Origin of the sequence: Lactobacillus isalae, from assembly GCF_947539375.1 — a bacterium.
Taxonomy (GTDB): domain Bacteria; phylum Bacillota; class Bacilli; order Lactobacillales; family Lactobacillaceae; genus Lactobacillus; species Lactobacillus isalae.
The window spans coordinates 25058-38195 of the sequence record NZ_OX443569.1 but is presented as its reverse complement, the minus strand read 5'-3'; the positions used below and the strand labels follow the sequence as shown (position 1 = coordinate 38195).

Below are 13138 nucleotides of genomic sequence, written 5' to 3'. Positions count from 1 at the left end.
CGTTTTTTTATATGAGCTTATTATATGATTTGATGTAAACTAAACTGAGTAAGTTCTTTTTTAGAAAGCTGGCGAAGAAATGATCAAAACTGCCAAACAGGTTCTGGCTAAGCCGTTTACATCAAATTTTTTCTTTATCTTCTTACAGGGAATTATGATTGGTATGATAACCGGATTAATTGTCGGTACCTTTAGATGGATAATCGACCATACAATGAAATTTCTATTCTTCATCTATCCCCTAATGCGACAAAAGCCAATTTATCTAGTTCCTTATGTTATTGCGACTTTGTTAATTGTTTTAATTCTGGGAAAAATTATTAAACCTGTTCTAAGTAATATTACTGGTTCAGGTGTACCACAAGTTGAAGCTGTGATGCTGAACGAAAACAAGATGAATTGGTGGAGCATTCTATGGCGCAAGTTTGTAGGCGGCTTGTTAGCTATTTGTCCTGGCCTATTTTTAGGACGGGAAGGTCCCTGTATTCAAATGGGAGCAATGATTGGTCAAGCCTTTGGCGAAAATCTCTTCCATACCGATCCCGATGATCTTAAAAGACTACAAGGATGTGGAATAGCTGCCGGATTAAGTGCAGCATTTTCAGCACCACTAGCCGGCGTCCTTTTCTTAGTAGAAGAAATAACTTTTAACTTCACTCCCAAAGAAGTTTTGACTGCTTTAGCTGCTGCCATGTCATCAGACCTAATGACGCTCTGCTTCTTTGGTACTCAGCCTTGTCTCTATCTTCCTTTAGATAAGCCGTTGCCCCTTACTTCTTATTGGTTTGTAGCAATTATTGGTGTCGTCCTAGGCTTACTCGCCTACCTATATCAATACTGCCTATTAAGCCTTAAGCCGGTTTATAAAAAGATTACCAAAATTCCATCAATTTACCATAGTGTTATCCCTCTTCTACTCGTAATTCCAATTGGTTTATGGAATGCTAACTTACTTGGTGGGTCACACGACTTTATTTCAAGTTTATTTGACCCTATTTTTATGAAAAGTATTCAGACTGGAACTTTAAGTTTAGTACTATTACCGCTTGTTTGGTTCGTTGTTCGTTTTATCTTCTCAATGATTTCTTATGGGGCCTCTGTTCCTGGTGGTATCTTCATGCCAATTCTCGTTTTAGGAGCCCTTCTCGGCGTTGTATTTGCTGTGCTTATGATTCACTATAACATCGCTCCAAAACGCTGCTATGGCATTATTATCGTCACTTCAATGTGTGCTTACTTTGGCGCTATTGAAAAGGCTCCGTTCACGGCTTTAACGCTTTTAACAGAAATGGTAGGTTCAGTTGAACAGATTTTTCCAATGTTAATTACTACTTTTATTGCTTACTTTGTTTTAGATCTCTTAGGTGGTAAGCCAATTTATGCAGCTTTGAGAAATCAAATGGATTATCATACGTTACCTAACTTACCTAAAATTAAGCATGCCGAATAACCAATTTAATACTAACCAAACAAAAAAAGATGTTGAATAATCAGTTTTAAACGCTGATTTATCAACATCTTTTTTACTAAATAATTAATGCTACAGATTAATCATAATACTAAAGGCTAAGCCCCAAATAATAGAATAGATGACAACAATCATCACTAGATAAATTACTGCGCCCCAGAATGGATCATGAATCATCTTTTCAGTTCCAGGATCAGGACAAACAACTAGTAAGAATGAACCTAAAGAAAACAGTGCATAAAAGATCCAAACTAATGCTTCTCCAAAACCAAGTAATCCCGAGCTTAAACTTAGGATTAAGAAACAGAAAGCACAAATTACAATCCAAAAGTTCCAGTTAGTTACTTGTGCAACTTTATTAACATATTGCCAAAAGCCACCCGTGTTACCAAACACGAATAAGTGTCCAACCATTGAACAAAGAATAGTAATAATCTGAACAACAAATAGGATTACAATTGCCCAGAAGGTAAAGCCGGATGCATGATGAATGAGAGTAATATCAAATATGTTAGCAATATAATTACTTGCAATAGCTAACCCAATAAACAATACAATATCTTCACCTAGTAAGGTAATAACTCCGTACCACTTCTCTGCCGGATTGTGGCCTAAAGGATAGCGCCACGATTCTACTAACCAACGCCAGTAAGTATTAGGAGTTTCTTCTTGTGGAGATTGAACTTCATCTTTCATAATAATTCCTCCTCAAGACGATTTATCTTTCGTATTTAATTATAACAACAATTGTTATAAAACGGCAGAATAAGGACTTAAGGGACTTAGGATTAATAATAGAAAGAGCCAAACATCCCTGTTCGACTCTCTTCATAACTACTATTTCAACATGCTTTCTGCATATGGCAACTCAAGTGATGGATCTGCATTCAAATTCTCATCGCTAAACTTACCAGCCTCGTACAAGTTATATGCAGCAGCACCAATCATTGCCGCATTATCTCCGCAAAGCTTCAAGTCCGGTAAAATCACCTTTGGCTTAATATCAGCAGGCAACTTTTCAATTTCCTCTGCCAATCTATCACGTAAGCCGTGGTTCGCGGCGACACCGCCGCCTAAGATAAATGTCTTCGGCTTATATTCTTTGATCGCTCTAATTGTTTTGTGGCTCAACACATCAACAACTGAAGCCTGAAAACTTGCAGCTAAATCATACTTATCAAGCTTTTCATGAATTTGATCTGCATGATGGCAAGTGTTAATAAAGGCACTCTTCAATCCTGAGAATGAAAAATCATAATCATCATCTTCCATCATTGCACGTGGAAAGTGGAAAGTATCCTTCCCCTTATGTGCCCACTCATCAATTGTCTTACCAGCTGGATAATTAACTCCAAGCACACGGCCAATCTTGTCATAAGCTTCACCAGCCGCATCGTCTCTTGTATCGCCCACAATCTCAAAGTGAATCGGATCTTTCATCAAGACAATTTCAGTATGACCACCAGACACTTGCAAGGCCAGTGCTGGATATTCAATTTCATCCTTTAATTGTGCTGCCATAATATGACCCATAATGTGATCAACGCCAATTAACGGAATCCCAGTTGCCATTGAAGCTGCTTTTGCGGCACTGACACCAATTAGTAATGCCCCAACTAAACCTGGTCCATAGGTAACTGCAATTGCATCAATATCATCCCAAGTAGCGTTTGCTTCAGTCAAAGCTTCCTTAGTAATTTGAGTAATTACTTCAATATGGTGACGACTCGCAACTTCCGGCACTACCCCACCAAAACGTTGGTGACTTTTAATTTGAGTAGCTACAATTAAGCTTTCGATTTCACGCCCATTTTTAATTACGGCGGTAGAAGTTTCATCACATGAGCTTTCAAATGCTAAAATTCGAATATCTTTTTTTGTCAATTTACTTCTTCCTGTTCTTTATCTGCTATCTTTTTAATCATGCTTACGGCATCCGCATGTTCAGCCAAATAATAATTCTTTCGAATAAAATTATCTCTAAATCCTATCTTACGGTACAAGCTCTGCGCATTGTAATTATCGCTTCGTACCTCTAGGGTCATCTGAACAGCATGATTTCTTTGAGCAATTTCAATCATCGTCCTGAGCAAAAATTCGCCGATTCCTCTTCTTTGAAAAGCAGGTTTAACAGCAATATTAGTAATATGCCCCTCTTGTGCCTGCATTCTCATACCAATGAAGCCTACCAAGGTTGACCTCTGATAAACTACAAGGTACAAAGAATTGGCGTGCTTTTTCAATTCGCTCTTAAAAGAAAATCGACTCCATGGCGTTCTACCAAAATATACCTCTTGCTCTAAGCCTAACAAATCAGCAATATTTTCATCGCTTGCCTTCATAATCTGATAAGTTTGATTATCAAGTCTCAAAGCAAAAGGCGAAAAACTCAAGTCAATTTCTTCTGGATGGAAAAATAAACTAAACTTCCTCAACATAGTCGCTATCTGGACCAAATGCCTTTCCAGTCTTATTATGCCAATCAATTTCTGCTTGGGTACGTCTTAAGTACTTAGGCACCATCTTATCAGGATCAATTGCTTCCTTATTAAGTGCTAACTTACCAATTTCTCCAGCATGAATTTGATTATCGCCTGTAGCTTGCCTAAAGTTATCTGATCCTAACAATTCAGCAATCTCATCCTGATACTTATCAATGGGGCTTCCTACAAAGACAACTTGATCAGGTAAATTTAACTCTTTAACCTTGTTAATTAAATCATCTATATGATAATGCCCATCTGGAACCAAGTTTTCTAGCTTGCCATTTACTTTTCGATAAACTCCAGCAAAGAAATTCTTATTACGAGCATCTAATTCACTTACGATCACTCCGTCATTTACCTCATTAGCTAACGCAGCCAAAGTAGATACTCCGACTAAATCTTTATTTAAAATAGAAGCAAACATTTTAGCAGTTGTAATTCCAATTCTCAAACCAGTGTAAGAACCTGGACCTTCTGCTACTGCGAAACGGTCGATATCTTTTAAAGTAAGATTATTTTCTTTTAGTAATTCATTAATTAAAGGATCTAAATGTTCACTATGATTACGATGATCCTCTTCATTTTTTTCAAAAATTTTATCTCCATCATTTAGCGCTACGCTCAAATGATTGGTTGCAGTCGTGATACTTAATATCTTCATTTAAACTCTATCCTTAACACTTATCAAAGTTACCTTTTTATTTTAACACGTTGTAGAGCATTTAAAATTACGTAAAGGATGACAATTTGAATCCAAGGTACAATTAATTCCTTCAATATTCTTTGTAAAAATGCAGCTCTTAAATCTAACCCATATAATAGATGAATCCAATATGTATTCATTAATACATTAACAACTACTGTCACTAATAAAGTTGCAGCAATAATGCGCCACCATTTAATTGGTTTTTGATATAAGAAGATCGCATAAATCACAACCCCTACTATTGCTGAAAGAATAAATCCTGGGAAAAATCCACCTTCAACGCCAAAAACAGCTGATTTTAATAAATCACTTAGTACTGCACCAATTCCGCCCCAGAAAGGTCCAAAATAATAAGCTAATAATACACTTCCAATAAATCCCAATCCTACTTTTACTGTAGCTGGACCAAACGATATTTTTTGTAGCACAACATTCATTGCTACTAGCAATGCCAGAGTAACTAAGCCCTGCAAATCTATTTTCTTTATTCCTGTCTTCATTGGCATCCCTACCTTCCAAAAAAGCACGACTTTCTAACAAGTCATGCCTCTAATTTTCTCTCCAAACAATCTCAGCTAAAGCAGAAGTTTCACCTTGATTAGAAATCAAATGATACGAAGTCAATGTATCTCGGTCAAGCATAAGCTCAGATAAAGCTCGAGCTCCATATTGTACTTCTTTTTTAAATGAAATATCAATACTTTTGACAGTGTGAGAATTCAAGAACTCTCTTGGTAAGGTATCAATCATCCAATCAAAGTAAACACTATTAGTTAAATGATGGTTCGTATCTAAATCATAATATCTAACCGTGTATTTCTTACTTGAGCTATACGCTTTTAAGGGACGCAATCTCTTAAAGCGCGGCATATGCTTCAAGTATAGATTCCCAAATTTCTGCATCATTTGATCATCTGCTTCAGTAATTTTGCGATTTTTTAAATCTAAAATTACCCACTGACTTTTTACATCTACTATCTTTTTGTTAGTAGAATCTATTATATCAAAATCTCTATATTCAAAAAAGCGATTATACCCACTACCATTTGTGGTAACAGTAATTTTTTCTCCAGCTTCAGGCAAACGATCAATATCAAGGTGATATTCAACTACCACCCAACCTAAGTTTTGCTTCAATAAATCATGAATTCCAGCGCCGCCTTCTGTTAATTGATCGTTTGAAACTTTCATAAAATGTTCAATTAAGTTAGGAAGCTGGATTCTTCCTGTTTCATCACAATCGCCGTAAGTAACTTGATGTTCTTCTTTAAAAATCTTTTCCATTAGCAGTCACCATGCAATTAATTTTGATGATATTTATCATAGAGTTCGTTCTTGGATACCTTATTAGCCTTAGCAACTAACTTAATGGCATCCTTTTTACTTTCTCCTGCTTCAACTCGGTTAGCCACTTGCTCGATTAGTTCATCCCAAGAAAGTTGCTTTTTTTCCTCTTCATTCGGAGAAACTAAAACCACAAATTCACCTCGTGGATCGTTTTCAGTGAAGTATTCATTAATTTCACTGATTGATCCTCTGATATATTCTTCATGAATCTTAGTTAATTCACGAGCCAAGGCAATTTTTCGATCTGGCTTAATTACTTCTGCCAAAGTCTTCAAGGTCTTCTTTAAACGATGTGGTGCTTCATAAAAGATAGAAGTAGCGCGCGCAGTGTTCATCATTTCAAAGTACTTCTTCTGCTCACTGCTTTTACGTGGTAAAAAGCCATAGTAAGTAAATGGTTGAGCATCAAAACCTGATGCAATTAAAGCTGTTGCAAAAGCCGATGGACCCGGAAGCGAAACCACTGGAATATCATTTTTGATACATTCTTGAACTAGGATATAGCCTGGATCTGAAATAACCGGCATCCCTGCATCAGAAATTTCGGCGATTGTATTTCCTTCCTTAAGCAACTTAATTAATTCTGGTGCGCGTTCCTTTGAATTATACTTGTGAAAAGAAATCATCTTATTATGAACACCGATCTTTTCAAGTAAGATTCCACTAGTTCTAGTGTCTTCAGCTGCAATATAATCAGCTTCGGTCAAAATTCTTTTCGCCCTTAAAGTAATGTCTTCTAAATTACCAATCGGAGTAGGGACAAGATAGAGGCGTCCCTTGTCTTTTTCATTAAAACTACTCTGCGCTTGCATCTTCATCCCCTATTTCTTTTGTCCGTGATTTACAAAATTATCCAGAATATCTAAGCAAAACATACAATCTTCGCCTGATTCACGATGAGAACCATAATACATATTACAAATATGGTAGCCAGAATCATAAATGTTTCTTAGTGACTTCAAGCCAGCTTGAGACTTATTTTCAGCTGGTTCTTTATTTACATCTAATTTGCTAATCTTTTCTCTTAATAGCTGATTTTCAACCTTCAATTCTGTATTTTCTTTTAATACTTCAAGCATGTCATTTTCCAGACCGGCAACAGTTTTTGTCATTGCCTGAAGATTTTGCTGTAATTGTGAAAATTGTGAAAATGGATCCACTCAAAAACACCTACCGTTCAAAACTCAATACTAAATAATCTAACGTATTGTGGAAACTAACATTACTAGCTCGCATCTTATCAGCAGTCATCAATAACTCCAATAAAAATGCACTTTCCCTTAACTTTTCACCACTAGTTAGACTCTTCATGGCTAAAGTCTTAAGTTGATAAAAAATAAATTTTTGGCTTGCTGGCTTCGTAGCAAGACTGCTAATCTGGCTTACGCGAACCAGGGCCAAATCATTATGTTCTAATAATTCTTGAAATAAATACTTGCTTTCTTCCTCAAGCTTATTTGTATCGCCAAGGTCATCAATTTCTTCATCAGTTAAGCCATATTCAAGTAACTGTGCTCTTTTACTATCAATTTTTTCATCAGAAAAATTAAGAATCTGAGTTCTCGACTTAACCGTTGGTAAAATCTGATTTTCATTATTAGTTATTAAAATCGTAACTACTGGCGCTACTGGCTCTTCCAATAAGTTAAGCAAGGCATTACTTGCAGCTAAAGTTAATTTTTCAGCATTTTCAATGATAAAAAATCTACGATTTCCTTCTACCGGACTCTTTGCCAGCTCTTCTTTTAAAGGACGAATTTGATCGATAGAAAGTGTCTGTTTTCCTTCTAGTTTCACCAAAAAAACATCAGGATGATTTCCATCTAAAATTCGCTGACAATTGTTGCAAATCCCATCAGGTTTATTTTCTCCCGTACAATTAAAAAGACAAGCCAGCCAATAAGCTGTATTAAGTCCCTTTTTTTGCATTGGATCAACAAACAAATAACTATGGGCAACTTTTTTATTCACATATGCATCCCTTAAAAGATCAGCCTGCTTTTGGCCTATATTTTTCAAATCAATCATTAAAAGTGCTTAAATTCCTCAACTGGTAATACAAAGACTGTTGCTCCGCCTACAGTAACTTGGACAGGCTTACCAAGCATGGAAGTGCCCGCTGCATCCATATTCATATTAGAAACATATTGCTCTCTTGTGTGCGAACTCTTCTTAATAATTTCTAATACTTCATTTACTCGGTCATCTTCAATACCAACAATAAAAGTTGTATTGCCTGCCTTTAAAAAGCCACCGCTTGTAGCTAGTTTAGTTGCGCGCACATTATTTTGAATAAATTCCTTTGCTAGTGCGTCCGCGTCCTTATCCTGAACAATTGCTAAAACAAGTTTCATTCTTACCAAATCCTTACATAAAAATATCAGGTAATTGTTTTCTTATTATTTTAACACTATTAGCTGCAACATCCTCGATTGGCAAATTAGCATCTACCTTCTTAATTCTATCAGGATATAGCTTTAAGAGCTCGGAATATCCTGCATAAACTTTTTGATGGAAGGCTAATTTTTCTTGTTCAAGGCGGTCTTCTTGTCCTGCACGTTCCTTTTCAATTCTAGCTAAACCTACTGCTGGATCTAAATCTAAAAAGATTGTTAAATCAGGCTCGAGACCACCAGTTCCAAAATTATTAATTTGCTTCACAGCCTCAACGCCTAAATCACGTCCTACGCCTTGGTAGGCTAAAGAACTATCGATAAAACGATCTGATAAAACAATCTTTCCTGCTGCTAAAGCAGGACGAATAACTTCACTAACGTGTTGACTTCTTTGAGCTGCATACAAAAGTGCCTCAGTTCTGTCGTCCATTTCTTTATTTTCTGGATCTAAAATGATTGTTCTAATATTTTCAGAAATTTTAGATCCACCAGGTTCACGCGTAATAATTGTTTTCTCTTGGACTGTTTTAGGCAATTTTTTGATAAGCTCGTTAATGACTGTGGTTTTTCCTGCCCCATCTGGGCCTTCGAATGTAATTAAATATCCTTTCATGTCTACCCCCAATTGGCATTGTACTGTAAAAGAAAAAAGAAAGACAGACTTGTTTTTTCAAGATCATTTATTTTCCCACAAAAAAAGTCCACCATCGGTGGACCGCATTATCTAGTAATCACGCTTGATGAGGTACTAGATTTAGTGTTTCTTCTTCTTGCTTCTTCATATAAAAAAATAAATTTTGCATGAAGAATTTTATTCAAAACACGATTATCAAATGAATAATCAATTGTTGTCTGATCAAAAACTTTTTGTTCAGCAAGCTGTCTTTGTAGTTGAGCCACAATTTTTAATAGTCGCTCATCGCCTGCTTTTTTTACTTTATTACGTTTTCCAATCATAGATCTGTTCTCCCTTGAACAGCACGCTTCAAAGTAATTGAGTTTGCATATTCAATATCGCTACCTACAGCTAGTCCTGCAGCAAGACGCGTTACCTTTAAGCCAGCTGGTTTAATTAACTTAGCTAAATACATAGCTGTAGCTTCACCTTCTGGACTAGAATTCAAGGCTAAGATAATTTCTTTTACGTCATCTTGCTTTTGCAATCTAGTAATTAGGCTCTTAATATTAATTTCTTCTGGGCCAACACCATCCATTGGAGATAAGACTCCATGTAAGACATGGTATAAGCCATTATATTCGCCCATTTCTTCAAAGGCCATTACATCTTTTGGCTGCTCTACAACCATAATTGTTGAGCGATCGCGGTTTGTATCTCGGCAAATTTCACATGGATCACTCTCTGTGATATTTCCACAAATAGAACAAGAATGAAGATTTTCTTTCACCTGTTTTAATGATTTAGAAAAGTCTTCCACATCATCTTCAGGCATATCCATTGTGTAAAAAGCTAACCGCGTTGCTGTTTTTTCACCAATACCAGGCAACTTCATATAATTATCAATTAAACGTGCAATTGGTAATGGATATTGCATAATTACATCAAACCTTTAGTATATTTTCCCATTGATGCTTGTGTAGCATCATCAACTGCCTTAATTCCCTTGTTAACAGCATCAATAACTAAATCTTGAAGCATATCTGGATCATCTGGATCGATTGCTTCCTTATCAATCTTTAAGTCTTTTAATTGACGGTCGCCACTAAAAGTTGCTACAACCATATCATCAGCAGACTTGCCAATGAATTCTTGAGTAGCTAAACTTGCTTGTTCAGCTTCCATTTGTTGTTGCATTTTTTTAGCTTGTTTAATTAATCCTTGCATGTTGCCCATGCCCATACCACCAAAATTAGGTCTTCTACTCATCTTTTTCTCTCCTTAATCTTTAACTCGTGCCAGATCGCCAAAAAGTTCTTTTGCCTTATCAATAACTTGCTTTTTTGCTTCTGGATCTATTTGATTCTCATTTGTTTCTTGTTCAGATTTTTCTAGTCTTTGAAATTTTTTAGCAAGTAACTCTTCCTTATGACTTGCCACAAAATCATGCCGTACTTTCAACCATGAAGAATCTGCAACTAAAACAATACTATAATTATGCTTTGTCAACTTAGCAATTTCAGTTTCAAGCTGAGAAATTAGATCTCCATCTTGATTTGCTCGCTCAAACCATAATTCATATTTACATTTTAAAACAATTTGCTCATGACTTGCAGCCACAGGATCTAAAACTTCCATTACGGCTCTTTGAGATACTTTCAAGGTAGACAATAAGTCTGGCCAAATATCTTTGACTATATTTAAGTCCTGTTTAGTTGCATTTTCAAGTACATGATAAACTTGACGGCGATTATTTTCTTGGGCTGCTTGGTTATTAGCACTAGCCTTTCTACGTTTAGGTTTTTGTTCAGTTTTATTTTCTTGATTAGTCCTTTTTGGACGAGGACTAGTCTCAGTTTTAATGGTTCCAGAAAAGTCTGAGCTAATTCTATTAGTTGCTGGAACCGGTCTATTTCTTAATTCGGCAATCTGCCCACTTAAATTATCAATTTCAGTTTTTAATTTTTGAACGACATCTGATGAAACGTCAGCACTAGGTTTTACTGTTTCATTTTGAGTCGTACCTTGCGTTACCTGAACTACAAATACATCAAGTGGAATTTGTTGTTGATTGGTATAGCGTAAGTCATTTAAAGCAGTATTGGCTGCTTGAACTAAATTATAAAACTTTTCTTCTGGAATTTTAGCCAATTCAGAGGCATAATTCTCAGTTAAAAAAGTTTCTTCCTTACTACTCTTAATTGCCAGCATCCCTTTAACAGTTAAACTAATCAACTCGTCTAAAATATTTTTAGTTGATGCGCCGTCTTTTAGGAGACCATGAACTATTTCAAGAGCTGCTGAAGTTTCACCATTAAGTAAATTTAATAACACTTGTTCAATTTTTTCTTGAGCCGCATAACCAGTTATTCTTAAAGCATCTTCGTACTTAACCTTATCTTGATCATAAGACAAGATCTGGTCCAAGATACTTAAACTGTCACGCATTCCACCATCAGCTACTTGCGCAATTACTTCAAGAGCTTTTTCTTCAAAGTCAATCTTTTCTTGACCAAGAATGTAAGTCATGCGAGCAATTAAATCATGTTGATCAATCCGCTTGAAGTTGTAGCGCTGGGTTCTAGAAATAATAGTTGCTGGAACCTTTTGAAGCTCTGTTGTAGCTAAGATAAATACCACATGCTCTGGCGGCTCCTCCAACGTCTTAAGTAAGGCATTAAATGCTCCCATTGAAAGCATATGAACCTCATCGATGATGTAGACTTTATATTTACCCTGTGTTGGGGCGTATTTTACTTTATCTCTGATATCTCGAATTTCATCAACACCATTGTTGGATGCGGCATCGATTTCGATAATATCATTCATTGTTCCTTGATCTGCTGCAAGACAGTTTTCACACTCATTACATGGTTCTCCGTCTTGCAGATTAGTACAATTTAAGGCCTTGGCAAAAATTTTAGCACATGATGTTTTACCAGTACCACGTGGTCCTGCGAATAGAAAAGCATGTGATATCTTGCCACGCTTGATTGCATTTTTTAATGTATCAGTAATCGCTGTCTGCCCTACAACTCCATCAAAAGTCCTAGGACGCCACTTACGATATAGCGCTTGATAAGCCATTTTGCACTTCCTTTATCAAAAAAACTCCTAGCTCAAACGAGCTAAGAGCTGTTTATTTTCTCAAAAAAAGGCACATGCCCAAGCAACCTTAGTGCTGCTACCTTCCGGTCCTGACACAATTTGGAGGTCGGACATTGCCCACAAACTATAATACAGTATTTTGATTTATTTTTCCACTATTTATCTTGCTTTTGTTTACGTCTAATTTCTCGGAAAAAATCTTTTAACATTTGTGCCGCTTGATCCTTAAATAAGCCGCCAAAAACTTTAGGATGATGATTAAATTTTTCTACTTCAAATAAATTAATTACACTTCCAGCAGCTCCCGCCTTAGGATCGAAAGCACCATAGTAAACTTCCGCAAGCCTTGAATTAATAATTGCACCGCTGCACATCGGACATGGCTCAAGCGTAATAAATAAACTACAATCTACCAAGCGCCAGGAACCTAAATTTTTACAAGCCTCTCTAATCGCAATCATTTCTGCATGCTGGGTGGCATCTTCATCAAGCTCGCGTCTATTGTATCCCTCACCAATTACATTTCCATCTTTGTCCACAACAATTGCACCAATAGGTACTTCTCCCTGATCTTCAGCTTTTTTTGCCTGTGCAAAAGCTAACTCCATATATTTTTCTTTATCACTTTTTTTAAACATATACTTATTCGATATCTTCTCCAATTTAATATTACTCATATAATTGTAATAGAAAAAGCCAGTTAAATTAACTGGCTTAAGTAAAGAAATTCATTTTAAAAGCTGTTCATGTATAGTTATAAAACAAAAAATAAAAAAGGTCTTTTGATCTTCTTTATTTAAATTCGACCATGTTTTTTAATCGTATAACAATCAACAAAATAGCCAATTGATCCAACAAAATAAAGCATAGCTAAACTAGCTGCTCCAAGAAATCTATTGCCATTAATTGACAAATAAATCATTCCACCCAAACCAGCTAAAACAATTAAGACTAAAATAATATTAATAAACAGTTTCATAATGAATTCACTTCTTTCAAAGTATTCTTCTC

At 36.0% G+C, this 13138-nt stretch carries 18 protein-coding genes and 1 other RNA gene; 1 reads left to right on the top strand and 18 read right to left on the bottom strand.

The window, feature by feature from the left end:
* Positions 1 to 79: 79 nt before the first annotated feature.
* On the top strand, positions 80 to 1450 hold the full coding sequence (locus QM512_RS00230; RefSeq protein ID WP_282805566.1) for a ClC family H(+)/Cl(-) exchange transporter: 1371 nt from the start codon (positions 80 to 82) through the stop codon (positions 1448 to 1450).
* 90 nt (positions 1451 to 1540) lie between these two features.
* On the opposite strand, the gene QM512_RS00225 is transcribed toward QM512_RS00230, so the two are convergent.
* The 18 genes from QM512_RS00225 to QM512_RS00140 form a co-directional block, all read right to left on the bottom strand.
* Entirely contained in the window at positions 1541 to 2164 is a 624-nt protein-coding gene (locus tag QM512_RS00225; protein WP_282805565.1) for a hypothetical protein, read from the bottom strand.
* A 141-nt stretch (positions 2165 to 2305) separates the two neighbouring features.
* Positions 2306 to 3352 carry a tRNA (adenosine(37)-N6)-threonylcarbamoyltransferase complex transferase subunit TsaD gene (gene tsaD, locus QM512_RS00220; RefSeq protein WP_282805564.1) on the bottom strand — a complete coding sequence of 349 codons (1047 nt, stop codon included), beginning with the start codon at positions 3350 to 3352 and terminating at the stop codon, positions 2306 to 2308.
* The gene (rimI, locus tag QM512_RS00215) at positions 3349 to 3906 is read right to left on the bottom strand and encodes a ribosomal protein S18-alanine N-acetyltransferase (protein ID WP_282805563.1); all 558 of its coding nucleotides are present in this window, start codon (positions 3904 to 3906) and stop codon (positions 3349 to 3351) included. The genes tsaD and rimI overlap by 4 nt, the downstream gene beginning before the upstream one ends.
* Positions 3890 to 4615, bottom strand: coding sequence for a tRNA (adenosine(37)-N6)-threonylcarbamoyltransferase complex dimerization subunit type 1 TsaB (tsaB, locus tag QM512_RS00210; protein WP_282805562.1), 726 nt, complete (start codon positions 4613 to 4615; stop codon positions 3890 to 3892). The genes rimI and tsaB overlap by 17 nt, the downstream gene beginning before the upstream one ends.
* Positions 4616 to 4644: 29 nt before the next feature.
* A complete protein-coding gene (locus QM512_RS00205; RefSeq protein ID WP_282805561.1) occupies positions 4645 to 5160 on the bottom strand; it encodes a folate family ECF transporter S component in 516 nt (171 codons plus the stop codon).
* A gap of 49 nt (positions 5161 to 5209) precedes the next feature.
* Positions 5210 to 5944: an acyl-[acyl-carrier-protein] thioesterase gene (locus tag QM512_RS00200; protein ID WP_282805560.1), complete on the bottom strand. Its 735-nt coding sequence runs from the start codon at positions 5942 to 5944 to the stop codon at positions 5210 to 5212.
* Positions 5945 to 5961: 17 nt separating this feature from the next.
* Positions 5962 to 6819, bottom strand: coding sequence for a 16S rRNA (cytidine(1402)-2'-O)-methyltransferase (rsmI, locus tag QM512_RS00195; RefSeq protein ID WP_282806430.1), 858 nt, complete (start codon positions 6817 to 6819; stop codon positions 5962 to 5964).
* A gap of 9 nt (positions 6820 to 6828) precedes the next feature.
* Positions 6829 to 7167 carry a DNA replication initiation control protein YabA gene (yabA, locus tag QM512_RS00190; protein ID WP_282805559.1) on the bottom strand — a complete coding sequence of 113 codons (339 nt, stop codon included), beginning with the start codon at positions 7165 to 7167 and terminating at the stop codon, positions 6829 to 6831.
* A 10-nt stretch (positions 7168 to 7177) separates the two neighbouring features.
* Complete coding sequence (locus QM512_RS00185; RefSeq protein WP_282805558.1) at positions 7178 to 8035, bottom strand: DNA polymerase III subunit delta; 858 nt, start codon at positions 8033 to 8035, stop codon at positions 7178 to 7180.
* Positions 8035 to 8361: a cyclic-di-AMP receptor gene (locus QM512_RS00180; protein ID WP_282805557.1), complete on the bottom strand. Its 327-nt coding sequence runs from the start codon at positions 8359 to 8361 to the stop codon at positions 8035 to 8037. Before QM512_RS00180 ends, QM512_RS00185 begins: the two co-directional genes overlap by 1 nt.
* Positions 8362 to 8374: 13 nt before the next feature.
* Entirely contained in the window at positions 8375 to 9016 is a 642-nt protein-coding gene (tmk, locus tag QM512_RS00175; RefSeq protein WP_282805556.1) for a dTMP kinase, read from the bottom strand.
* A gap of 107 nt (positions 9017 to 9123) precedes the next feature.
* Positions 9124 to 9360, bottom strand: coding sequence for a YaaL family protein (locus QM512_RS00170; protein WP_282805555.1), 237 nt, complete (start codon positions 9358 to 9360; stop codon positions 9124 to 9126).
* Positions 9357 to 9956, bottom strand: a complete 600-nt coding sequence (gene recR / locus QM512_RS00165; protein ID WP_282805554.1) for a recombination mediator RecR — start codon at positions 9954 to 9956, stop codon at positions 9357 to 9359. Before recR ends, QM512_RS00170 begins: the two co-directional genes overlap by 4 nt.
* A 2-nt stretch (positions 9957 to 9958) precedes the next feature.
* Positions 9959 to 10288 carry a YbaB/EbfC family nucleoid-associated protein gene (locus QM512_RS00160; protein WP_282805553.1) on the bottom strand — a complete coding sequence of 110 codons (330 nt, stop codon included), beginning with the start codon at positions 10286 to 10288 and terminating at the stop codon, positions 9959 to 9961.
* 12 nt (positions 10289 to 10300) lie between these two features.
* Positions 10301 to 12106: a DNA polymerase III subunit gamma/tau gene (gene dnaX, locus QM512_RS00155; protein ID WP_282805552.1), complete on the bottom strand. Its 1806-nt coding sequence runs from the start codon at positions 12104 to 12106 to the stop codon at positions 10301 to 10303.
* A 62-nt stretch (positions 12107 to 12168) separates the two neighbouring features.
* An RNA gene (ffs, locus tag QM512_RS00150) (signal recognition particle sRNA small type) lies at positions 12169 to 12249 on the bottom strand.
* A 33-nt stretch (positions 12250 to 12282) separates the two neighbouring features.
* Positions 12283 to 12765, bottom strand: coding sequence for a tRNA adenosine(34) deaminase TadA (gene tadA / locus QM512_RS00145; RefSeq protein WP_282805551.1), 483 nt, complete (start codon positions 12763 to 12765; stop codon positions 12283 to 12285).
* 158 nt (positions 12766 to 12923) lie between these two features.
* Positions 12924 to 13106, bottom strand: a complete 183-nt coding sequence (locus QM512_RS00140; protein WP_094517497.1) for a hypothetical protein — start codon at positions 13104 to 13106, stop codon at positions 12924 to 12926.
* Positions 13107 to 13138: the final 32 nt, after the last annotated feature.